A 21844-nucleotide genomic window follows, 5' to 3' on the forward strand; every position below is an offset into this window, starting at 1 on the left:
CATCGGGTTTCAGCGATAACTTGCGTGGGGGCCTGAACGGCATACAGCCAGAAAGCCCCGGCTGGCTCTCGGCATCACCCGCGCCTGACCTAAATACTGCCTACACAGCTGCCGGAATATCTATGTTTGTAGATGCCGACTGGAACGTAGGTTACCGGCTGAGATGAGTGATCTGGAAATATGGGTGTGGGGTTTCGCGGCAGTTGGATGGATGCTGGATTGGGCTACAACAGTGTGGCCCGACGAGGAGTTGCCGGAAAGAAACCCATACGTCGTAAACCACTTCGGCGAGCACCCCGGACCGTTGCCGTTTGGCCTCGCAAAAGTAGCCGGCCTAGGCGTACTCGGACTATCGTATCTCGTCGCCGAGTACCTGCTCGGGATGTATAGCTACTTGCCGTCGGTGTATGCCGGAGTGAAAACAGCGCTGATTATTCCCGGAGTGGTAGCTATCTTGGGACTGTACGCATTCGTCCACAACACTCGTCTCCATCTCCAAACCTAGTCCGACTCGCCGCCGCCCTCGATGGCCGCCCGGCGGGCGATGGCAGCCTCGAAGAAGCTGTCGGGAAGGTCCTCGAAGTCGCCGGCCTGGACCCGCCAGAGGTTGGCGTAGAGACCGTTCTCGGCCAGCAGCTCCCGATGGGTCCCCTGCTCGACGACCCGGCCGCCTTCGAGCACCATGACGGTGTCGGCGTCTTTGACGGTCGAGAGCCGATGCGCGATGGCGACGGTCGTCCGGTCGGTCGCCAGGTCCCGCAGGCTGCGCTGGATGATGGCCTCGGTCTCGGTGTCGACGTGGCTGGTCGCCTCGTCCAGCACCAGAATCTCGGGCTCCTTGAGGAAGGTCCGGGCGAGCGCGACGCGCTGGCGCTGGCCGCCCGAGAGCTTCACCCCGCGCTCGCCGACCATCGTCTCGTACCCCTCGGGGAGGTTCTCGACGAACTCGTGGGCCGCCGCGCGGTGGGCGGCGGTCTCGATAGCGTCGTCGTCGGCGTCGAACGTGCCGTAGGCGATGTTCTCGCGGACGGTGCCGTAGAACAGGAACGGCTCCTGGGCGACGTAGCCCACGGCGCGTCTGAGGTCCGCTATCGACACGTCCCGCACGTCGTGCCCGTCGATGCGGACCGCGCCGCCCTCGGGGTCGTACAGCCGGACGAGCAGCTTCACCAGCGTGGACTTCCCACTGCCCGTGGGCCCGACGATGCCGACGGTGTCGCCGGGCGACACCTCGAAAGAGACACCCCGGAGCACCGGCGGCGTCTCCGCGTCCTCGGGGTCGTAGCTGAAGGTGACGTCGTCGTACTCGACGCGGCCGGCGACCGACGGGAGCGCGACCGGCTCGTCGGCCTCGCGGACGCCGGGTTCGGCCTCCAGCACGGCGTAGACGCGGTCGCTGGAGGCGCGGGCGCGCTGGTAGCTGTTGACGATCTGGCCGAACTGGGCCAGCGGCCAGATGAACTGCTGGGTGTACAGCATGAACGTGACGAACGCGCCCGCGGTGACGGTCCCGGAGAAGGGCGTCGGCGGCCCGTTGAGCACCCAGAACGCGCCGACTGCGAAGGTGAGCGCGAAGCTCAACCCGGAGATGAGCGACAGCGCGGGGAAGAAAGTGATTCGCGTGCGGATGGCGTCCCAGTTGGTGTCGTAGTACGACTGGGAGGCCGCGCGTACCCGCTCGGTCTCGTACGTCTCGGCGCCTTCGGTCTTGATGACCTCGATGCCCCCGACGTTGTTCTCCAGTCTGGCGTTCAGGTCACCGACGCTCTCCCGCATCGCGGCGTACTTGGGCTGGATGTTCCGGACGAAGGCGGCGGTAAAGAGCACGAGCACCGGCACGGCGGTCAACGACACCAGCGCGAGCCACGGGTTCAGCGCGAGCATGACCAGCCCGACGCCGACGACCAGCGCGACGATGCGCAGCCCGGAGTTGACGCCGTCGGTGAGAAACGACTCCAGCTGGTTCACGTCGTTGTTCAGCACGGCGAGTAGCTCGCCGGTCCGCGACGAATCGAAGAACGCCCGGTCCTGGGCCTGCAGGTGTTCGTAGGCGTCGGTGCGGAGGTCGTGTTGAACGGTCTGGGCGAAGCGGTTCCAGCCGTAGCTCCCGAGATACGAGGCCACGGCGCCGAGAAGCGTCGCGCCGACGATGACGGCGACAGTGACCCGGAGCTGGCCGGCGGCCGCGGGGGGCATCCACGCGTCGGGAACCAGCGGCAGCGAGAACGGGCGGGTGTCCAGCAACACGGCGTCGATGGCCAGCCCGAGCAGGAGCGCGGGGACCAGTCCGGTCCCGCGGGCCACGAGCGCCATCACGGTACCGAGGACGGCACTGCCCGTGTTCTCGCGCCCGTAAGCGGCGTAGAGACGCCACATCGAGCCGCCCTCGCTCGGTTCGAGGGCCGTCGGTTCCTCGGCGCTCATCGGGGCGCCGCTCCGGCGACTCGCCGTCTCATTCGGTACCTCGCCGTCGGGGCGGCGTCCGCGCGGGCCGGCACGCCGCCGGGCGTGGAGTATCCGACGCGAAAGTCGGTCGCATGACGCCCGTACGGGGGCAGATAGGATGACGGTACCGGTGGCGCGAAGAGAGAGGTGTCGCGCGCTACAGCTCCGACGTGAGTCGGACCTCGTCGTCGGTGACGTGTTCGACCTGATCGGAGTTGAGCGCGTAGTCGTCCTCGTCTACGTCGGACCAGCCGAGTGTCGACATGACGTTCTCGGTGATACCGGGGTCCGGGTCGACGTAGGCCTGCCCGCCGCGAAAGCCCGAGATGACGCCGATGGTGTCGCCGTCGTGGTTAACTACCTTCTTTCCCTCGTCTTCTTCGGTGAGAGTGTGTGCCATCGCAACGGCGGTTCGCCCGACAGCGTGTTTGTTATGGGCGTGCAAGCGACTGACGGGAAAGCTTACCGAGGCTCCCAGCGGACGTCACACCGCGGCAACGTCAGTCGCTGCGGTACTCCTTGCGAAAGCCCCGGAACTCCGTTCGGTGGGCCTCTTCGTCGGCCAGGATAGTCACGGCGATGTCCTCGGTGACGGGGTCGTCGCTCTCCTCGGCGGCGTCGATGAGGTCGCGGTAGGTGGCGATGGCGTCGTCCTCGGCGTCGAGGACGCCCTCGATGACCGAGATGACGTTCGTCGAGTCCTCGGGCGGTTGCAGCGAGTCCTGCCGGGCCACGAACTCCGCCGACCCCGGCGGCTGAGCCTCTAGCTGTTTGAGGCGCTGGCCGAGCATCTCGGCGTGGTTCAACTCCTCCTGAATGTCTGTCTGGAGGCTCTCCTTTATCTCCTCGGCGCGAACGCCGTCCAAGACGATGGCGTTCGTCTGGTAGTTCATCACCGTCTCTATCTCGTCGCTGTAGGCCTTTCGCAGCAGTTCGATGACGCGGTCACTCGTCATAGAAGTGTTTGTTGTCCTACACGTAAACGTGTACGGGTCACGACAGCGCGTAAGGAGCTCGTACCGCGTTCCGGCTTCCAGTTACCCGGTCGGTGACCGCCAGTAGTGTCGGGCAGGGGAGAGCATCCGGAAGAGTAATGTCGTCGTTCCGCTGTGTGTCCGGTATTACTCCCGACCCGTGGCACGACCGGGTGGTGACCGACCCACGGCTCAGCGGAGCGAGTATCGAGCGCGTCGACGGTGAGGCGGGCACAGTCGTCCTCGTCGGCGTCCTCCACGACCACCCCGCGAGCACGTACCGGGTCCGGACAGTGCTCGACGCGGTGGCCCCCGACGTGCTCGCGCTCGAACTCCCGCCGCTCGCGGTCCCGCTGGCCGCCCACCACGCCGCCGACGACCTGACGCCGCCGGCGCTGGGTGGGGAGATGAGCGCCGCGATTCAGGCGGCCGACACGGAGCGCGTCGTCGGTATCGACGGCCCTTCTATCGGGTTTCTGGGCTATCTCGCCGCCGAACTCTACGCCGAGCGGGCGTCGCTGGCCACCGTCCGCAGGACGGCCGCGGCCCTCCGGTCGGTCACGTCGACGGCCGTCACCCGACGGGCCGCGGCCGCGGTCGCGGCGCTGACGACGCTGCAGGTCGCCGTCGACGGCCCGACGGCGTACGACACCGGCCGGAGGGACGACCCGGAGCGACAGGCCGCGGAGGAGCGGCGACGAATCGAGACGGCCGAGTCCATGCTGCGGGTCTTCACCCCGCCGCCCGCGGCCGCCATCAAGCGGACGGCCCGCGAACGCTACATGGCCGACCGGCTGGCGACGCTGGGGCGGACCGGCGACGTGGTCGCCGTCGTCGGGAGGGCCCACCTCGGTGAGATTGCCGGCCACCTCCGGGACGGCGAGTGAGCCCGGGGCCGGTCGTGTACAGGGGGCGCACAATCGACGCCCGCTAATGCCGGTCGAGCGGCGATGGGACGTATGAGTGACCAGCAGGCCAACGAGCGGATAGTCGTCTACTCGGACTACGTCTGTCCGTTCTGTTATCTCGGCCGGGCGTCGCTGGACCAGTACCGGGCGGGCCGTGACGCGCCCCTCGAAATCGACTGGCGACCCTTCGACCTCCGGAGCCAGCAGCGCCGCGAAGACGGCACCATCGACCACAGCGTCGACACCGGCAAAGACGAGGCGTACTTCGAGGAGGCCAAACAGGGCGTGCGCCGCCTCCAGGAGAAGTACGACGTGGAGATGGACCTCGAAATCGCGACCGACATCGACTCGCTGCCGGCACAGGTCGTCTCCTACGCGCTCAAGGAACGGGAGAACTACGAGACGTGGCTGGCCTTCGACGAGGCCGTCTTCGAGGCGCTGTGGCGGGACGGGCGCGATATCGGGGACGCCGACGTGCTCGCCGACATCGCCGCCGACGCCGGGGTCGACCCGGAGACGGTCGAGGAGATACTCGCAGACGACGGGGCCCGGAGCGCCGTCCGCGAACAGTTCCGACAGGCCCGCCAGCAGGGCGTCACCGGCGTGCCGACGTTCGCATACGACGGCTACGCCGCTCGCGGGGCGGTGCCACCGGCACAGCTGGAGCGACTGGTCGACGGCGTCTGAAAAAGTCGGTCCCGTTACAGCCCGCGACGGCCGGTCCGCGCGTCGACGCGCATCTCGACGTAACGTCGGGCCCAGGTCGACATATGTCGCCGGAGCGGGGTCAGAAAGCCGTCCGTCGGGGCCGAGTCGACTGCGGCCGTCTCCTCGTGTGACTGCTCCGCCTCGATTGGCCCTTCGGGAAAGCTCATTACAGTAAGGAGTAGCATACGTGCAACAATAAACATTAGGGATTATTCCCTCGCGCACTCGCGCCCCCGGCCCAACCGGCGGCGTCGGGGCCGAAGCGACGGAATTCTACACAAATCATCGCAATAGATAGCGGAGAGAACAACGGTTTTATAGCGCAATTCCCAACAGTGGATTCACCTTTCAATGACCACGTCGTCATCGTCCGACAGCATCCAGAAGACCTTTCTCAAGTACCAGCACGTGTTCGTGTTCCTCGCACCGCTGCTGTTCGTGCTTGGCGTGTACTACGGCGCGCCCACGAACGGCTCCGGGTCGAGCTACTGGCTTGAGTACTGGTGGCTGTTCTTCGCGTTCCTCGTCGGGGCGACCATCGTCAACACCGTCGGTATCAGCGGCTCGGCGCTGTTCGTCCCCTTCCTCATCTTCGTTTTCCCGCTGATCGCCGGTGAGACGCTCGACTCCCAGACGCTCGTGAAAATCGGCCTCATCAGCGAGTCCTTCGGTCTCTCCAGTTCCGCGCTCGCGTTCATCCAGTACGGACTGGTCGACCGGAAGCTCGCGCTCAGCCTCGTGCTGGGTGCCGTTCCCTTCGTCGTCGCCGGCGCCCTGCTGTCGTTTGTCATCCCGGCACCGCTGTTTCACGCACTGCTTGGCCTCGCGCTCATCGTCGCGTCGTATCTCCTCTTCAAGGCCGATCTGGGTCACGAAGAGCCGGGTGTCAGCGGCGACGAGGAGACCGAGGTCTCGGCCGACGGCGGCGAGGCCGGCCTCCCCGACGACGACGACAAGCTCGGCCCGGCCGGCGTCGAGCGGGCCGAGGACGGCACCGTCACGCGGGTCGACCGCGACGGCAACGACTACACCTACTCACACGGCGGCTACCTCGAACGCTTTGGCAACTACAGCATCGGCGGCGTCTTCCAGGGACTGGCCGGCTTCGGCGTCGGCGAGCTGGGCATCATCTCGATGCTCCGGACGAACGTCCCCGTGCGGGTCGCCATCGGTACCAACCACATCGTCGTCGCGCTCACCGCGGTGCTGGCGTCGCTCGTCCACGTCTTCGGCGGCCAGTTCGTCCCGGGGGCACACAACATCAGCCTCGCCTCGACGCCGTGGAACATGGTCGTCTGGACGGTGCCGGCGACGGTCACCGGCGGCCAGATAGCGCCCTACGTCTCCGCGGCCATCGACACCGAGCTCATCAAGAAGGGCGTGGGCGTTCTCTTTGCGGTCATCGCCGTCGCGCTGTTCCTGATGGCCTCCGGTGCTTTCTAGTCGGTTCGCGTTCTGTCTCCACCCATGTACGACGACATCCTGCTTCCGACCGACGGGAGCGACGGTATCACACAGGCCGCCAAACACGCCGAGGCGCTCGCAGAGCGGTTCGACGCGACCATCCACGTGCTCTCTGTCGTCGACACGCGCAACCGATTCGAGAGCCCGACGAGCGGGCTCTCGGCGGAAGCCTGGAAGGAAGCCGAGAGGGAGCGTGCCGAACACGCCGTCGAGACGACGCTCGCGGCGCTGTCGCAGTCACTGCCCGTCGAGACGGCAGTCGTCGACGGCGTCCCCAAGACGGCGATTCTCGACTACGTCGAGTCGGAGGGGATGGACATGGTCGTGATGGGCACCCACGGCCGGACCGGGCTGGACCACTATCTCATCGGCAGCGTCGCGGAGAAGGTCGTCCGCCGGTCGCCGGTGCCGGTCGTCACCGTCCGACTGACCGGTGAGTGATTAAACCGGCGTCGAAGGCGTCTCGGCGGCCGACGTCGAGCCGGAGCGGTCGTCGCTGTCAGCCGCCTCGCGCAGCTGGTCGAACGCCGCAGCGACGACGGCGAGTGAGAGCAACGAGAGCGGCGAAGTCACGACCACGAGGGCGAGCTGACCGGCGGCCGGCGGCAGGAGGAGCGCCGAGAACAGGCCGCCGACGCCGCCGAGGAATCCGGCGACGGAGACGACGATGAGGACGAGGACGAACAGGGAGAGCCAGTTGCCCTTGCTGAGGCGATAGCTCGACCGGAGCGCGTCGACGAAGTTCCGGTCCTCGACGGCGACGTACGGGAGCATGAACAGGAACGCGACGTAGGCGATGATTCCGGGGACGACAAGCGCGACCGACCCCAGGAAGATGAGCAGGCTGTAGACGATACCGCCGGCGACGGCGTTGGCCATGGCGAGCGGGACGTTCCGGCTCAGGGCGCCGTCGGGGAAGGCAGCGCCGGTACCGGCGACGAACGTCCGCATGGCGACGATGGAGAGATACGCGCCGGCGAGCGCGCCGACCAGATAGCCGCCGGCGGCGACCGCGAGCGGGACGTCGAGGACCAGCGGAATCGCGTCGGTAGCCGCGGTGAGACCGGCGTCTTCGTAGAGGCGCGCGAGCATCGTGTTGCTGAGCGGCAGGAGCGCGGCCGTCACTGCGATGTACGCGGCCAACAGTATCGCGCCGGTACGGCTGAACAGGTTGTCGGCACCCGAACGGAGAGCGGGACCAATCTGGAGGGACATCAACCGTTATCTCCGACGAACACGATCAAAACGTTTGCCCATCTATGTGAGACGGGCTCAGGGGCCGTCGACGAACGCGACGAGCTCCGCGGTCGGGACGAAGCCGTCGGCCCGGCGGTCGACCTCGTCGCCGTCGACGAACAGCAGGAACGTGGGGACGCTGCGCACGCCGAGGTCGGCCACGGCGTCGAGGTCTTCGCGGGGGTTGAACTCGACGACGGCCGCGTCCGTCGCACGGGCGACGGTGTCGAGAATCGGTGCCATGGACTGACAGATGGTACAGCCGGCAGTCCGGACCATCACCAGGACGCGGTCGTAGTCCGCGAGGAGGGCGTCCAGTTGCTCGCGGCCCTGCACCGTGACTACCCGGTCCGATGTCGCCATAGCGACTGTACAGTCCAGACGGGCAAAACGCTGTAGGTCGTGCCATCGACCGTGGCATATTTTTGCGCCGGTCCCGGCAGGTCGGGTATGGACGCAGCGCTCGGACCGCCGGCGAAGATGGCCGAGCTCGACGACGAGCTGACGCCGATGATGGCCCAGTACTTCGAGCTCTGTTCGCAGTACGACGAGGCGCTGGTACTGTTTCAGGTGGGGGACTTCTACGAGGCCTTCTGCGAGGCCGCCGAGCGGGTCGCCAGGCTCTGTGAGATAACGCTGACCCAGCGCAGCGACTCGACGGGGGAGTACGCGATGGCGGGCGTCCCCATCGACAACGCCGAGTCCTACATCGAGACGCTGCTGGAGGCGGGCTACCGGGTCGCCATCGCCGACCAGGTCGAGGACCCCGACGAGGTCAGCGGCGTCGTCGAACGGGCCGTCACCCGCGTGGTGACGCCGGGGACGCTGACCGAGGCGGAGCTGCTGGACGGGGCCGACAGCAACTACGTCGCCGCGCTGTCGGCCGGCGAGGAGTACGGGCTGGCGCTGGTCGACATCTCGACCGGCGAGTGTTACGCGACCAGCGTGGGAAGCGAGACGGCCGTCGCCGACGAGCTCTCCCGCTTCGGGCCCGCGGAGGCCATCGTCGGACCCGAGGTCGACGTAGACGAGGGGGTGTTCGGTGGCGGCTGTCTCGTCACCGAGTACGACGCCGACGCCTTCGGCCGTGAGCGGGCCGAGCGGCGCGTCGAGCGGTACTTCGGGCCGCCCGACCGGCTGCTGGCCGGCGAGACCGAGCTGCGGGCCTGTGGCGCCCTGCTCGCCTACGCCGAGTACACCCGCGGGAAGGCGGGGGCGGTCGGGCCGGACGGGGAGCCGGTCGACCCCGACGTCGACCCCGAGGGCACCCTGGACTACCTCAACCACCTCACCCGATACGACCCGCGGGAGTACATGCTGCTCGACGCGGTGGCCGTCGAGAGCCTCGAACTGTTCGACCGGCGGTCGGTCCGCGGGACCGCGAATCTCACCGTGGTGGACACGCTGGACGAGACGGCGTGTGCGCTCGGGCGTCGGAAGCTGACCGACTGGCTCCGGCGACCGCTGCTGGACGGGGACGGCATCGCGGCCCGCCACGAGGCCGTCGGCGAACTGAAGCGACGCCCCGGGACCCGCGAGCGGCTGCACGACCTCCTGAGCCAGGTGTACGACATCGAGCGGCTCATCTCGCGGGTCTCCCGCGGCCGGGCGGACGCGCGGGACCTGCGCTCGCTCGCCGCGACCCTGTCGGTAGTGCCCGAGATACGGGCGGAACTCGCCGACGCCGAATCGCGACTGCTCGCGGACTTAGAGTCGACGCTCGACCCGCTGTCCGAGACCCGCGAGGAAATCGAGGCCGCCGTCCGGTCCGACCCGCCCCAGCAGATAACCGAGGGCGGGGTCATCCGCGAGGGGTACGACGCGGAGCTAGACGACCTGCGCTCGACGGAGCGGTCGGGCAAGCAGTGGATAGACGACCTCGAAGCGAGCGAGCGCGAACGCACCGGCATCGACTCGCTGAAGGTGGGCCACACCGCGGTACACGGCTACTACATCGAGGTCACCAACGCCAACCTCGATTCGGTGCCCGAGGACTACCAGCGCCGCCAGACGCTGAAAAACAGCGAGCGGTACTACACCCCCGAGCTCAAGGAGCGCGAAGAGCGGATACTCCGGGCCGAGGCGGCGGCCGACGAGCTGGAGTACGACCTGTTTTGCGGCGTGCGCGACGCCGTCGCGAGCGAGGCCGAGCGCGTGCAGGCGCTCGCCGACCGGTTGGCGCGCCTGGACGTGCTCGTCGCCTTCGGCGAGGTCGCCGCGACGCACGGCTACTGCCGGCCGACCGTGGGCGCCGACGGCATCGATATCGAGGCCGGTCGACACCCCGTCGTCGAGCGGGCCGAGGAGTCGTTCGTGCCCAACGACACCCGTCTGGGCGGGGACGACCACCGCTTTGTCGTCCTCACCGGCCCCAACATGAGCGGGAAGTCGACGTACATGCGTCAGGTCGCACTCTGTTGCGTGCTCGCCCAGACCGGCAGTTTCGTCCCCGCGGCGTCGGCCGACCTGCCGATTCTGGACCGCGTGTTCACCCGCGTCGGCGCCAGCGACGACATCGCCGGCGGGCGCTCGACGTTCATGATAGAGATGACCGAGCTGGCGACGATTCTGACGGCGGCGACCGACGAGTCGCTGGTCCTGCTCGACGAGGTCGGCCGGGGGACCTCGACGGCGGACGGGCTGGCGATCGCCCGCGCCGTCACCGAGTATCTCCACGACGAGGTCGGGGCCTACACGCTGTTTGCGACCCACCACCACGACCTGACGGCGGCGGCCGACGAGCTGGCCGGCGTGGCCAACCGCCACTTCGAGACCAGCCGCGAAGACGGGGCCGTCGTCTTCGACCACGAGCTGGCCGCCGGACCGGCCGCCGCGTCCTACGGCGTCGAGGTGGCGGCTATGGCCGGTGTGCCGGACACCGTCGTCGACCACGCCCGCGAGCGACTGGCCGACGAGCCGGGCGGAACGCCCGCCAGTCGGCGCGCGGACGCTGATTCGCCGTCGGCGAACGGCCACGCCGACACGAGTGACGACATCGAAACCCGCCTCCGTAACGTGGATGTGGCGACGATGACACCGCTCGAAGCGCTCAACGCGCTGGCCGACCTCGCCGACCGGGTGGAGTAGAAGTTATCCTCAACTAACAAGTAAGGGGGCACAGTTTTTATATTAAAATGCATACAACTACGATATGAACTGTACAGGAGACAGCACGACTGGGACGCCGGTCGTGACGGCGGCACCGAAAGGCGGCTCGGTCACGATGGCCGTTGTCCGTGCCGTGGCAGCCGTCGAAAACGAGGAGCCACAGGCGCTCAAACCGCTCGGCAAGGTCGTCGATCCGGAGGCACTCGAAGCGATAGTGGACGGCGAGTCGGCCCGCCACGTCACCTTTCGGTACTGTGGCTGTGAGGTGGTCGTGACCGAGTCGGAGATAGCGGTCTACTGAGTCGGTTCGAGCGAGACGAACTCCAGTCCCTTCTTCGCGAGGAGCTGGCGCGCCCGGTCGGTCACCGACGGGGCGACCAGAATCCCCCGGACCTCCGTCTGTGCGTGTAGGTCACGTTCCAGAGCGCCGACGTAGCGGTCGAGCTGTCCGACCGCGTCCGGACCGACGCGGCGGCGCTTGAGCTCGACGACGACGGTCCGACCCGTCGCGTCCTCGCCGTAGATGTCGACCGCGCCGGCGGGCGTCTCGCGCTCGGTCGCAAGCGGCGTGAACCCGGCTTCGACGAGGTCTGGCTCCGCCAGGATACGGTCCTTGAGGTCGGCCTCCGTCCCGGTGACGGCCAGCTCCTCGGGGTCGCTCACGTCGAACGCCGCGGCGTGGGCCACCGTCTCGAACGTGACGTCGAGCGTCTCGGCCGGGTTCGACCGTTCGGAGTGGACTTCCAGCGCGCCGTCGGTGACGGCGACCGCGTGGTCACAGCCGGGGGGCTGCCAGTTGACCGGCTGCTGGCCCTCGTCGGTGTGGACCAGTGCCGCCCCGTCCGGTTTCAGCGTCACGTGGCGGTCGCCGGGGCCGAGCGAGCTCGCCGCGCGGCCGTCGTACTCGACGGTACAGCGACCGAACAGCGTCACCATCGCGCCCCGGTCGATGGCGCGGGCGACGAGGTCGCTGACAGTGTCGGCCTCGGGGTACGAGAGCGTCTCGACGGCGCTGTCGGCGGTCACGGCTGTCGATTAGCGGTCGTCGCGTAAAAATGACGCGTCGTCCGACCGGTAGAGGGCGTCGGCCTGCCGGGCCAGCCCGAGCAGGAGTCCCGCGCGGGCGGCCGCGGGCGCCAGCCCGTCAGCGACCGCGTCGACGGCGCGACTCTTCGCCGCTGTCCAGCGGGCGCGTAGCCCGTCGGGGTCGTCCGTCCGCGCCAGCGCCACGTCCCCCGGGTCGGACAGCGTCGGGTCGAGCCAGCAGACGCAGTACCAGCGAGGGACCGCTCCACAGCGGAGGAGCCGGTCGTAGCCGGCGTCGAGTTCGCCCAGAACGGCCGCTGGCGACCACGCTCGACCGAGGGGTCTGGACTGGGCGAGCGGGTCCGCCGTCACCCCCCAGTGGGCGTACCGACAGTCGAATTTGCCGTCGGGCCGCGGGACGACCACGAGCGTACGCTGCCCCATGTCGAAGGGGTGGTCCCGCCACCGCACTTGAAGGCTCGCGACGGGTCGAGGGGAACGCGAACGGGTACCCACAACCCCACCCATGTCAACTATGCACAACCCTCAAGTGTCGCGTCACCGTACCGTCATCTATGCTCGGGAGTGAATGGCTGTACGGTGCCATCGCCCTGCTGGTCGGTGTCCACATCCTGACCATGCTGTACGCCTACCGGCGGCAGGGCGAGCCCACCAGCGGCGCCGCACAGTCCGACCCCGAGGCGACGATGCCGGTCACCAGCGACGAGGAGGCGGGAACCGTCACCTGTGCCCACTGTGGCGCGCGCAATCAGCAGGGGTACCAGTTCTGTCGGGAGTGTATCGCAGATATGTCGAGTGGCACACCGCACCGTCCCTCGCAGGAACGGCCAAACGGTTACTGACGGGACGCCACACTCGTCGGTCCCGATACCGCGAGTGGCGACGCCGTCTCGACACGCGCCCGGTCGGACCGCGCTAACCGCCCGACTGAAAGCATTTACTCGATTCCGTGTCAGATAGATTTTATTTACTCCCGGTCAGTAGACACTGGTGATGCCTCGTATCGAAGTCTCGGAGAACCTGTACCGACAGCTCGAAGACGAAGCAAACGGTGAGCGAATCGACGACACTATCTGGAAGATGGTCGGTACCTACCGCCGCAAGCACAATCCGGAATCTGACCGCCAGTAGTCTGACACAGCCGGTTTTTTCGTCGGCACAGCCCGACAGGAGTCGCCCTCTCGCCGACTCAGTCCCGTAGCTCGTCGAGTCGCGCCCCGAGTACCTCGCGCGCCGAGGCCGTGTCCCCCCCGATACGGACGAGCTGGTAGCCCGCGTCGACGGCCGCCGCCGCGTCGGCCGCGTCGTTGCGAATGCGGCCGATGGGGACCCCGGCGTCGAGACAGGCCGCTAGCGTTCGGTCGATAGCCGCCGACACGGCCTCGGCGTTCTTCTCCAGCGGGTCGCCGTCCGACAGCGACATCGAGAGGTCGGCCGGCCCGACGAAGGCGAAACCCAGCTGCGGAACGGCGAGGATCTCCTCGATGTTCTCGACGGCGGTGGCGTTCTCTATCATCGTCCCGACGAGCACCTCGCCGTCCTCGCCGCCGACGTAGCTGTCGACGTAGCCCGCCCAGTTGCCCGAGCGGCCGACACCGACGCCCCGGTCGCCCACGTCACCGTCGTACGCGAAGTGGGCCGCCTTCACCGCCGCTTCGAGCTCCTCGGCCGTCTCGATGCGCGGGAGCAGGATACTCCGGACACCGGCGTCGAGTACCTTCCTGATGAGCGCCGGCTCGGGTTTGGGGAGGCGGACGAGCAGTTCGACGTCGCCGGCCTCGGCAGCCCGTGTCAGCTCTTCGAGCGCGGTGCTGTCGTAGGGGCTCGGGCCGGCGTGCTCGAAGTCCAGCCAGACGAAGTCCAGGCCGATGGCACCGAACGTCTCGATGACCGTCGGCGAGAACGTCTCGGCGCTCGCCCCGAACACCGTCTCCCCGGCTTCCAGCGCCCGCCGGAGACCGTTCTCGGACCTCATTCGTCGCCCTCCCAGGAGATTGCCTCGCGGTTCCGCGTCGACTCCGGTATCCCGCCCTCGTACACCGTCCGGACGTTCGCCGCCGCCTGCCGGCTCATGCGGGCCAGCGCCTGTTTGGTCACGCCGGCGACGTGCGGTGTCAGCAACACGTCGTCGCGGTCGTACAGCGGGTGGTCCTCGCCCGGGGGCTCCGACTCGAAGGTGTCCAGCGCCGCCCCGCCGACCCTGTCGTCGTCGAGCGCGGTGAGCAGCGCCGACTCGTCGACGACCGCTCCACGGGCGGTGTTGATGACGACGCCGTGCTCGCCCAGCGCCGACAGCTCCGCCGTCGAGATGGAGTGGCGGGTGTGGTCCGTCAGCGGGACGTGGACGCTCACCGCGTCCGACCACTCGAACAGCTGGCTGAACGATTCCGCGCGTCTGACCCCCTCCGGAAACGCGTCGTCGGGCTTTCGAGGGTCGTACGCCACGACGTCCATCCCCATGCCGAGCGCGAGCGTCGTCGCCCTGCGCGCGATGTTCCCGAACCCGTACACCCCCAGCGTATCGTCGGTGAGTTCGCGCCCCGAGAACGCCCCCCGCTCCCACTCGCCGGCCCGGACGTGTCTGTCGGCCGTGTGGAGATGCCGACGGACGCCAAAGAGCAGCGCGATGGCGTGTTCCGCGACGGACTGGGCGTTGGCACCCGGCGTGTTGCAGACGACGATGTCCCGCTCGGAGGCCGCCTCGATGTCGACGTTGTCGAGCCCCGCGCCGTGCTTGGCGATGACCGCCAGCCTGTCCGCCCGCTCTATGACCCCGGCGTCGAGCGGCGCGACGCGAACGATGACGGCGTCGTAGCGGCCGATATCGTCGAGGGCCTCGTCGTAGCTCTCGTACTCGTTCATCCCGGTACAGTCGGCGAAGTCCGAGATGGATTCGGGGCCCGACGGGTCGATTTCTTTCGGTAGAAGAACGTTCCACGAGTCTAGCATAGGCGAGCGTTCACGCGACACGGGGAAAAGTGTGCAGCCTCCGACAGCCCCGTGTCGCGGTGTCCTGACGACTCCCGTGTCGCGGTGTTCTGACAGCCCTCCCCATAGGACCAAACGGGGTGCCATCGGTGGCACCCCGCACCCGTTCCGACACACCGCTGTTGTAAAAATGCAACGAAATATTGTTTACGGGACAGCGTGGTTTAAGCGGAACATTACCAGCACCCACAACACCGTGTTCCGTAGCCGAGACCGATGAGACAGTCCGGGTCGTGGATGACCATCTGGGACGACCGCATTCTGGAGGTCATCCGCGAGGAAGGCAGCGGCTCCCCCACGGAGCTGGCAGCGCGCGCGGAGATACACGTCTCGAAGTCGTCGGTCTCCCGGCGGCTGACGAAACTCGCTGACCACGGCCTCCTCCAGCCGCTGGCCAACGGCGTCTACGTGCTGACCGACGAGGGGACGGCCTACCTCAACGGTAAATACGATGCCGAACAAGGCCGGTTTATCGGCGATGGTGACACCGACACCGCGTCCGGCGAGCCCGACAGTCCCGGCGTCGACGGCTGACGGAGGTGGCGATGGCCCGCCGGCCCGCTGAGTGGATGACGCCCCTCGACGAGCGGGTGCTGGAACTGCTGGCGACCGAGCGGGCGACGCCGCGTTCGATTGCTCGCCGGGTGTCGCTGCGGGCGTCCGTCGGCCGGGTGCGGGAACGGTGTGCACTGCTGGGGGAGGCCGGGCTGGTCGCGCCGGTGTCACAGGCGTTGCTACACTACGAGATTACCGGCGCCGGGCGGCGGTATCTGGCCGGCGAACTGGACGTGAGCGGGCAGCCGTGGCCGGCGGGACGTTCGACCTGAGACCTACCGAAACGATTCGTTCCGGTGTTTCGCCGTCGCAATCAGTTCCCGATTGAACGCATCGCCGGCGGCGCCGTAGTGAACGCGACGGTGACAGTTCGGACAGACCGCAATCACGTTCTCGGGGTCGTCCGGCCCGCCGTCGCTCCGTCGATGCAGATGGTGGACTTCGAGGAACGGCTCACCCTGTGCATCTTCGAACGGGGCGGCCTCACCACATCCCTGACAAACACCGTCAGCATCGCGCAGGGCGAACTCCTTCACGACATCTGAACGTGAGTACGAACTGCCACTGCCCGATCTACCCGTGCCAGTCGTCGAAGCTGGGTCGGGATCTGTAGGCGAGCTTGCTTTGGCTTTCTCGAAGAGCTCCGCATCCGATAAGCTCCCAGGGCTTCCGTCCTCGATTTCGATCTCCGTCCCACCGATGGGCTCTAGCCGAAATCGAATCGCCTCGCGATAGTTGTCGTTCTTATCCGGGAGTGTATCGGATTGGTGCCCGGCATAGCTGAACTGGCCGACGTAGGTCACAATCCAGGGATATTCCGTGTTCTCGAACACATGAAGTTCTTCATTGGCTTTTTGATGGTGCCGGATAGCGGCGTTACCCCCCTCCATTGCCATGTCGCCCTCAACACCTTCACCAGTGTACAGAAAGGTGTCGTCGGGCAAGAACTCGTCTTCGTATCCGTAGGCTTCACCGGCGTCTCCGGTGAATATGAATACTAGTGGGTGATCTGCCGGGGTCGCAATGCCGCTGTACCGCTGTCCACCGAAATCGTCGTGCAGTTCCCACCGATTGTATTTCCGGCCGACTTCTAGCCCAGACGCGGTGTCCGGGGCAGACTCGACTGGTGTATTATGCGGTGCGTAAAACCACCCGTCAGACAGCTTCTGCACCCGTGATTTGGACTTCTTGAGAAGGTCTTGTTGAACAGTGTCAACTCGGTGTTTCCATTCAGGTTGGTTTGAGCCGTTTCCACAAACCTCGTCACACCGAATACTATCGTCGCATAAGTCGGGATACTCAGCTTGGACACGTTCATAGACATCAGTCGTTTCGTGAAATCCTGGTGAGATGCAGCCGAACTCAGTACTTCGGAGAGTCTTGTAGAGCGTTTTATATGAGGGCATTATATCACAAGCCTGTGCGCGCAGAAACAGCGACGATACGGAAATAGATATCACCGCAATAATAAATATTGAGAACGCCGAGCCGCGATATCGTACCTCCGTCCGGCCTGCATAGAAGGGTCGTCGGCGGGAGGCCGTGGTCAGCCGTCGCCGCCGAACAGTACGATGCTCTCTCCACCGAACGCGGTTACACCTCTTCGATGTTGTCTTGTACTAAGCGGCTCGGCTGACCTCGTGTTCCGCAAACATCCGTGCTGAGTACGCGCACTCCGGTCAGTAGCGCATAGGAAATCTATCATCGGTACTGGCTTCACAGAGCCACAACCACCCGATATGATGGGGTACGTCACGATTCAAATCGGGGCAACGACCGATTGATCGTCGTATCCGAGTCACGGAACACGAATCGGGCGGTCTCCGACACGAATCACCACGAACTCCAGGAGAGTTCATGACGGGTGCGATTATTCGGCGTTAGAAGACCTGATACCCAGGATAGGCCGGGATGGACTCGGCAAGAACGAACGTCCGAGGGGATCTCGACACCGTTCATAGGGAAATCGCCGGAGCGACTGAGGTGGTGTGACGACCGGGGTCGCTGCCGAAGGTTCATTCGCCTTGTCGCCAAAGCAGATGGTATATGGCGAGTTCCACTCGGGATAGCGAGTCCGAGGACGAGATTCGCCTGTGGCGTGAGGGCGACGGATGGGTCATCACCGACGTCGAAACCGGCGTCACTACGCAGGGCGACACTCGCGAAGAAGCGCTGGAGATGCTTGACGAGGCCGTCGCACTGCACAAGGGCGACATCGGCCACGAGCCGACCGACGAGGAACTCCGTGAGTTGGGTATCGACCCAGCGGACAACTCGACTGGCGAGAAAGAGCTCCCGGACTTCATGCAGTAGATGGGGCGGCGAACGTTTTCCGGTATGGAGGTAGTCAAAGTGCTGGTGAACACCGGTGGATTCGAAAATACAACGGCAAGCACGGAAAAGCGTCAGCAATCCGCCATTGTCTCGCCGGGTTTGCGATGTTCGGCGAGTCCGCTGACCGAGTTCGAGCGCAGCGAAGAACGAGGGAAATGGACTCGCCGGGGTTTCGCCACGCCGCGTGAAAGAATCGTACTAATCCCTCTGCAGTCTGGTGATTATTCAGCCAGTCAGGAAAGATGAGACCACTGGCGCTGCTGGAGTTCGCATTAACCACTACTGCAAGGGTGTTCCGAAAATCAGTTGCATTGCTGTCGGACGTGCGGAACCAATATCGAAAGCAGACACCTCGAAGCAATCAGCAAATTTGAGCGCTGGACCAGGACTGTCGGGCTAGCCCTCAAAACGTGACATATATCGGCTGCTGAATACAGAGGGTGGAGTCAGCAATCCAGCACAGTTTGCCCCACGTCGTCACTGACGAAGCCCGCTATCGAAAGGTCGAACGCAACGTCAGCTGGATGAGTGGTGCTCTGACGGTTCACAGAGCGCGACACGCATGTATCCCGAAGAGACACCAACAATGACGACGTTCAAATCGTATCGGTCAGCGATAGTATGGATGTCTTCAGGAACGTCATCCGGGCCAGCACATGCAAGGGCCCCGCTACCCGGGAAAGAGCCAACAATTCGCTGCCAGAGCGACTGATTCTCATGGTTCGATTGTTCGTCATGGGTAACTTCACCGACTACCAACTCTCCCCGCAGTTCCGGTATAGCGGTCTTTCCGCTGTCGAACTCAAAACTGGCATACCCGCCTCTCGGAGGTCCTGTTTTACCCGTTTCCACTCGACCATCGGTTGACAATTTCGGTGGAATCCCTCTCGCTCCGTCTGGAGCTGTGTGTCGAACGCTTCGCTGCTCGGTACGATGGGTTCCCCCGCTCACGGTCAACGGTCAACAGAAGAGTGCAAGCTGCAGCAAATGAAGCCGGCCTCTCGGGTCACGTCTATCCACACTGGCTGCGAGCCACAGCGGCCAGTTATCACGCGTACACCGGTGTCGCCCCCGTACCGCTACAGGCACTGTGGGCTGGAGTGATCTGGCAACCGCGCAGAAGTATATCCGTACCTCGGGGACGGCAACTGCTGACGCGTTGCGTCGAGTCTACCATCGATAGACCCTCTCGCATAGTCGCAATTGATTCAACTGACACGCCCCTGTTTCTTCGATGTGTGTGCCCAAGTCTCACTTAGCGAAAAGTGCGAGAACCTCTACGAACAGGTCGGGCTCGATACGTCATATCTTGTTTTGATGACGATGTCCGGTGTGCTTGCTGGCGTGGCTCTCCTAACCAACTCGATTCCAATCCTCATCGGCGCGATGGTCATTGCCCCGGCATTGACGCCATTGGAACTCGTTTCCGCTGGCATCGCTGCCAACCGGTTGAAGCGAGCTGGATTCGGGGCCTTGGTCGGTGTCGGCGGTCTTTTGGCTGCGACTGCTGGGGCGATGGTAACGACGGTGATACTGAACATGACAGGAGTTCTCCCAGCTGCGGAGAACCTCATCGAGAAACCACTACTTGAGGAACGCATTACGGCCGGCTGGTACAGCGTTCTTGCTGCTGCCGCGGCGGGTATCGCGGCGGGGATAGCGACCGACGAAGATCGGACAGAGACTCTGGTCGGCGTCGTCGCTGCCCTCGCACTCGTCCCGGCCGCAGCTGCTGGGGGAATAACATTACTGTCACGAGCGCCTGCTAAAGCCAGTGGCGGTCTACTCTTACTCGTCGTAAATGCAGGCATGGTCGTGATAACTGGGACGCTAACACTCTGGCTCCACACTCGTGGCGATAGTAAAGCACACCCAGCCTAATAGGCATGCAACGTACCTATCGCCTGTTTGGCTCATCCATGCCAAATCGAACGGACTCTTCTGGGAAACTCATCCTCTGTGCCGAGCGATTTCAGTAGCGAGCAAGAGCCCATCCCTTGCGAGAGACGCACCCTACATCTTGCACGGCCTGACTCAACCGATCGATCACCGGGCAGAAAACGCGTGCAATATGTTGAGCGCAGATTTAGTGCCGATTAGTTATTTAATTCTACAGAATCCAGAAAAATATTTTTGAGAACTGGTTGTGGTATGATAGTCACTGCATGGAGAGGCGCAAATTCATCACCGTGGCAGGCACAGGCGGTCTCACAATTGCAACTGCGTTCGCAGGATGTCTCGGGTCAGACGATCTCGGAGACGACGGAAACGCGGAACCTCAGACTGAGACAGCCGAGCCTGAACAGGATGCGGAGCTACTCGAACCGGAGGCGTCAGTTCCCGTCAGCGAATCCGACAGTGCTGCTGAAACCAACATCGAACAGCTTTTCATCACCCGCTCTGGGGGAGACCTCGATCCAGAGGAACACGTCGTGGCGCTGGAGTATTGGGTGCAGAACTCGGCACCAGAACGTCGCACAGCAACACTCGTCTCAACCCTCGAAGTGAACGACGGTACAACGTACGAGGAACGACGGGCGGTTTCCGTCCCGGGTGACACAGTCAACGAGTACGTTCTCCCTCACGAAATCGAGGAGTCGACCTCCGCAGAAGAGTTCTCGTACGGTTTCGGCGGGAATCTGGAGTGGTAATCGACACGCTCGGTGTCTTCGCGGACCATTGCTATCATGGGCAGGGTTCTTGATATGCGACGTGCTGCGTACGCGCCGTATATTCAGCACCGTCTGGAAAACCCGTCATTCTAATTATATTACCGAAGCCACGTAAGACCTGATACGCGCGGCGGCATCACGAGACGGGCGATTTCGGTGCAATGACTGATTGATTATCTCGTGTGTCTCCGAGTCGGGGAACGCGAATCCGAGCCAGCGATGACCCCGACACGAATTATGACGAACTCCAGCAGAGTCCATCCTGAATGTCTTGAAATGCCGATAAATTGTCTGAGAAGTTGAAAGAGCCGTACGTGGACTCGCCGGGGTTCAATCACGCCGCGTCAAAGAATCGTATGAATCCCGATGCTGTCTTGTGATTATAAAACCGAACTAATCAGTCGTCGTCAGCAGTGTAGGCCCCGCTTCGCTGTTCGATACGGTGAACTTCTAGTACCGACCCACTCCGGTCAAGCGTGCAGGCGAGTCGATACTGCCCGACACGGAGTTTCGAGAACGGCCCGCCAGTGAGCGGTTCCAAGAACTCATCCGGGTCGCGCCACTCAGACTCGACCACCTCGTCCAGTTTGGATACAATGCGGTCTTGGATATGTGGATCTAGCGAGTCGAACTGGTCCACGGCCTGTGGCGTGAATTTCCACGTCCAGTCATCCTCACTCGGCATCCTCGTCTCGGCCCATCATCTCGACGACTTCTTCACGCGACACGAGTTCGGCATCACCCGAGCGAAGGTCGTGCTCGCTCGCCGCGACCTGCTTCCAGCCCTCTCGGGAGAACTCGGGATGCTTCACTGCGTCTCGCGCCGCATACCGGAGAAATTCGCTTCGAGAATTGAAGCCCTGTTCTCGCCACGTGCTGTCGATATCGTCGAGGAACGCTTTGCTGAGCCGGAGGTTGATTTGGACCATCTCCGGGCCGTCGTCTCCGGTGGCCGTATCTGCATCGGACATATACGAGTGCTTTACTCTCGTATATACCTAAATCTTGCTGCAGCCATGGTTCTAACTCAAACGGGCCACTGTACTGTTGAGACTGCCGAACGAAATGTCCGATTGATTATCTCCGACAGCAACGGAGTACCGGGTACGAATCGAGCCAGCAGCGTCTCCGACACGAATCATAACGAATGCCAGGAGAGTTCATCATAGGTTCGACTAGGCGGTGTTAGAAGACCCGAGAAGCGGAAGAAGCCGAACATGGACTCGCCGGGATTTGAACCCGGGGCCTCTTCCTTGCGAAGGAAGCGATCTGCCACTGATCTACGAGCCCGCACGTGCCTCTCGAACGCGGGGTGATAAAAACCCTGCGCGTGAGGGCGATTTTCGATAGCGATGCACACGGTGTGTGGAGTGTGTCCCGGCCACGTTGGGCGGGCCAGAGCGGT

At 64.6% G+C, this 21844-nt stretch carries 27 protein-coding genes and 1 tRNA gene; 14 read left to right on the forward strand and 14 right to left on the reverse strand.

Annotated features, from left to right (window positions below):
* The first annotated feature begins 163 nt into the window (after positions 1-163).
* The gene (locus tag NDI56_RS15345) at positions 164-505 is read left to right on the forward strand and encodes a hypothetical protein (protein WP_310920518.1); all 342 of its coding nucleotides are present in this window, start codon (positions 164-166) and stop codon (positions 503-505) included.
* On the opposite strand, the gene NDI56_RS15350 is transcribed toward NDI56_RS15345, so the two are convergent.
* The 3 genes from NDI56_RS15350 to NDI56_RS15360 all read right to left on the reverse strand — a co-directional run bounded on the left by NDI56_RS15350 (position 502) and on the right by NDI56_RS15360 (position 3401).
* The gene (locus NDI56_RS15350) at positions 502-2424 is read right to left on the reverse strand and encodes an ABC transporter ATP-binding protein (RefSeq protein WP_310920519.1); all 1923 of its coding nucleotides are present in this window, start codon (positions 2422-2424) and stop codon (positions 502-504) included. The two genes, NDI56_RS15345 and NDI56_RS15350, sit on opposite strands and share 4 nt — an antisense overlap.
* A gap of 178 nt (positions 2425-2602) precedes the next feature.
* Positions 2603-2845: a PRC-barrel domain containing protein gene (locus NDI56_RS15355; RefSeq protein ID WP_310920520.1), complete on the reverse strand. Its 243-nt coding sequence runs from the start codon at positions 2843-2845 to the stop codon at positions 2603-2605.
* A gap of 100 nt (positions 2846-2945) precedes the next feature.
* Positions 2946-3401: a ferritin-like domain-containing protein gene (locus tag NDI56_RS15360; RefSeq protein ID WP_310920521.1), complete on the reverse strand. Its 456-nt coding sequence runs from the start codon at positions 3399-3401 to the stop codon at positions 2946-2948.
* Positions 3402-3556: 155 nt separating this feature from the next.
* Here NDI56_RS15360 and NDI56_RS15365 point away from each other — a divergent pair, with 155 nt between their 5' ends.
* A complete protein-coding gene (locus tag NDI56_RS15365; RefSeq protein WP_310920523.1) occupies positions 3557-4306 on the forward strand; it encodes a hypothetical protein in 750 nt (249 codons plus the stop codon).
* Positions 4307-4378: 72 nt separating this feature from the next.
* Positions 4379-5014 (forward strand): DsbA family oxidoreductase, encoded by a 636-nt coding sequence (locus NDI56_RS15370; RefSeq protein ID WP_310920524.1) that lies wholly within the window; start codon positions 4379-4381, stop codon positions 5012-5014.
* A 14-nt stretch (positions 5015-5028) separates the two neighbouring features.
* Here NDI56_RS15370 and NDI56_RS15375 read toward each other — a convergent pair whose 3' ends face one another.
* Positions 5029-5202: a hypothetical protein gene (locus tag NDI56_RS15375; protein WP_310920526.1), complete on the reverse strand. Its 174-nt coding sequence runs from the start codon at positions 5200-5202 to the stop codon at positions 5029-5031.
* Positions 5203-5386: 184 nt separating this feature from the next.
* On the opposite strand from NDI56_RS15375, the gene NDI56_RS15380 reads away from it, so the two are divergent.
* Together NDI56_RS15380 and NDI56_RS15385 are read left to right on the forward strand one after the other, a co-directional pair.
* Positions 5387-6478, forward strand: a complete 1092-nt coding sequence (locus tag NDI56_RS15380) for a sulfite exporter TauE/SafE family protein (RefSeq protein WP_310920527.1) — start codon at positions 5387-5389, stop codon at positions 6476-6478.
* A 24-nt stretch (positions 6479-6502) separates the two neighbouring features.
* Positions 6503-6940 carry a universal stress protein gene (locus NDI56_RS15385; protein WP_310920529.1) on the forward strand — a complete coding sequence of 146 codons (438 nt, stop codon included), beginning with the start codon at positions 6503-6505 and terminating at the stop codon, positions 6938-6940.
* On the opposite strand, the gene NDI56_RS15390 is transcribed toward NDI56_RS15385, so the two are convergent.
* Together NDI56_RS15390 and NDI56_RS15395 are read right to left on the reverse strand one after the other, a co-directional pair.
* Entirely contained in the window at positions 6941-7714 is a 774-nt protein-coding gene (locus NDI56_RS15390) for a DUF7847 domain-containing protein (protein ID WP_310920531.1), read from the reverse strand.
* Between the two features lie 57 nt (positions 7715-7771).
* The gene (locus tag NDI56_RS15395; protein WP_310920533.1) at positions 7772-8098 is read right to left on the reverse strand and encodes a thioredoxin family protein; all 327 of its coding nucleotides are present in this window, start codon (positions 8096-8098) and stop codon (positions 7772-7774) included.
* A gap of 87 nt (positions 8099-8185) precedes the next feature.
* On the opposite strand from NDI56_RS15395, the gene mutS reads away from it, so the two are divergent.
* Together mutS and NDI56_RS15405 are read left to right on the forward strand one after the other, a co-directional pair.
* Entirely contained in the window at positions 8186-10822 is a 2637-nt protein-coding gene (gene mutS, locus NDI56_RS15400) for a DNA mismatch repair protein MutS (RefSeq protein WP_310920535.1), read from the forward strand.
* A gap of 64 nt (positions 10823-10886) precedes the next feature.
* Positions 10887-11144, forward strand: coding sequence for a HalOD1 output domain-containing protein (locus NDI56_RS15405; RefSeq protein ID WP_310920536.1), 258 nt, complete (start codon positions 10887-10889; stop codon positions 11142-11144).
* On the opposite strand, the gene nucS is transcribed toward NDI56_RS15405, so the two are convergent.
* Both nucS and NDI56_RS15415 read right to left on the reverse strand, forming a co-directional pair.
* Positions 11138-11869: an endonuclease NucS gene (gene nucS / locus NDI56_RS15410; protein ID WP_310920537.1), complete on the reverse strand. Its 732-nt coding sequence runs from the start codon at positions 11867-11869 to the stop codon at positions 11138-11140. The two genes, NDI56_RS15405 and nucS, sit on opposite strands and share 7 nt — an antisense overlap.
* 9 nt (positions 11870-11878) lie before the next feature.
* The gene (locus NDI56_RS15415) at positions 11879-12313 is read right to left on the reverse strand and encodes a DUF6735 family protein (protein ID WP_310920539.1); all 435 of its coding nucleotides are present in this window, start codon (positions 12311-12313) and stop codon (positions 11879-11881) included.
* Between the two features lie 131 nt (positions 12314-12444).
* Here NDI56_RS15415 and NDI56_RS15420 point away from each other — a divergent pair, with 131 nt between their 5' ends.
* Both NDI56_RS15420 and NDI56_RS15425 read left to right on the forward strand, forming a co-directional pair.
* Positions 12445-12732 carry a DUF7577 domain-containing protein gene (locus tag NDI56_RS15420; RefSeq protein WP_310920540.1) on the forward strand — a complete coding sequence of 96 codons (288 nt, stop codon included), beginning with the start codon at positions 12445-12447 and terminating at the stop codon, positions 12730-12732.
* A 151-nt stretch (positions 12733-12883) separates the two neighbouring features.
* Positions 12884-13021, forward strand: a complete 138-nt coding sequence (locus tag NDI56_RS15425) for a hypothetical protein (RefSeq protein WP_310920541.1) — start codon at positions 12884-12886, stop codon at positions 13019-13021.
* Positions 13022-13079: 58 nt separating this feature from the next.
* Here NDI56_RS15425 and NDI56_RS15430 read toward each other — a convergent pair whose 3' ends face one another.
* Entirely contained in the window at positions 13080-13865 is a 786-nt protein-coding gene (locus tag NDI56_RS15430) for an HpcH/HpaI aldolase family protein (RefSeq protein WP_310920542.1), read from the reverse strand.
* The gene (locus tag NDI56_RS15435) at positions 13862-14839 is read right to left on the reverse strand and encodes a hydroxyacid dehydrogenase (RefSeq protein WP_310920543.1); all 978 of its coding nucleotides are present in this window, start codon (positions 14837-14839) and stop codon (positions 13862-13864) included. Before NDI56_RS15435 ends, NDI56_RS15430 begins: the two co-directional genes overlap by 4 nt.
* A 255-nt stretch (positions 14840-15094) precedes the next feature.
* Here NDI56_RS15435 and NDI56_RS15440 point away from each other — a divergent pair, with 255 nt between their 5' ends.
* Both NDI56_RS15440 and NDI56_RS15445 read left to right on the forward strand, forming a co-directional pair.
* On the forward strand, positions 15095-15412 hold the full coding sequence (locus tag NDI56_RS15440; protein WP_310920545.1) for a helix-turn-helix domain-containing protein: 318 nt from the start codon (positions 15095-15097) through the stop codon (positions 15410-15412).
* A gap of 11 nt (positions 15413-15423) precedes the next feature.
* A complete protein-coding gene (locus NDI56_RS15445; RefSeq protein ID WP_310920546.1) occupies positions 15424-15705 on the forward strand; it encodes a winged helix-turn-helix domain-containing protein in 282 nt (93 codons plus the stop codon).
* 3 nt (positions 15706-15708) lie between these two features.
* On the opposite strand, the gene NDI56_RS15450 is transcribed toward NDI56_RS15445, so the two are convergent.
* Positions 15709-16893 carry an HNH endonuclease gene (locus NDI56_RS15450; RefSeq protein WP_310920547.1) on the reverse strand — a complete coding sequence of 395 codons (1185 nt, stop codon included), beginning with the start codon at positions 16891-16893 and terminating at the stop codon, positions 15709-15711.
* Positions 16894-17479: 586 nt separating this feature from the next.
* On the opposite strand from NDI56_RS15450, the gene NDI56_RS15455 reads away from it, so the two are divergent.
* From NDI56_RS15455 to NDI56_RS15465, 3 genes are all read left to right on the forward strand, one after another.
* Positions 17480-17746, forward strand: a complete 267-nt coding sequence (locus NDI56_RS15455; RefSeq protein WP_310920548.1) for a type II toxin-antitoxin system HicB family antitoxin — start codon at positions 17480-17482, stop codon at positions 17744-17746.
* Positions 17747-19003: 1257 nt separating this feature from the next.
* Positions 19004-19648, forward strand: coding sequence for a DUF389 domain-containing protein (locus NDI56_RS15460; protein ID WP_310920550.1), 645 nt, complete (start codon positions 19004-19006; stop codon positions 19646-19648).
* A gap of 284 nt (positions 19649-19932) precedes the next feature.
* Entirely contained in the window at positions 19933-20418 is a 486-nt protein-coding gene (locus NDI56_RS15465) for a hypothetical protein (RefSeq protein ID WP_310920551.1), read from the forward strand.
* 418 nt (positions 20419-20836) lie between these two features.
* On the opposite strand, the gene NDI56_RS15470 is transcribed toward NDI56_RS15465, so the two are convergent.
* The 3 genes from NDI56_RS15470 to NDI56_RS15480 all read right to left on the reverse strand — a co-directional run bounded on the left by NDI56_RS15470 (position 20837) and on the right by NDI56_RS15480 (position 21729).
* On the reverse strand, positions 20837-21124 hold the full coding sequence (locus NDI56_RS15470; RefSeq protein ID WP_310920552.1) for a type II toxin-antitoxin system RelE family toxin: 288 nt from the start codon (positions 21122-21124) through the stop codon (positions 20837-20839).
* A complete protein-coding gene (locus NDI56_RS15475) occupies positions 21114-21410 on the reverse strand; it encodes a ribbon-helix-helix domain-containing protein (RefSeq protein ID WP_310920553.1) in 297 nt (98 codons plus the stop codon). The genes NDI56_RS15470 and NDI56_RS15475 overlap by 11 nt, the downstream gene beginning before the upstream one ends.
* 247 nt (positions 21411-21657) lie before the next feature.
* A tRNA-Ala gene (locus tag NDI56_RS15480) sits at positions 21658-21729 on the reverse strand.
* Positions 21730-21844: the final 115 nt, after the last annotated feature.

The sequence above is a fragment of the Halomicroarcula saliterrae genome, from assembly GCF_031624395.1.
Classification (GTDB): domain Archaea; phylum Halobacteriota; class Halobacteria; order Halobacteriales; family Haloarculaceae; genus Haloarcula; species Haloarcula saliterrae.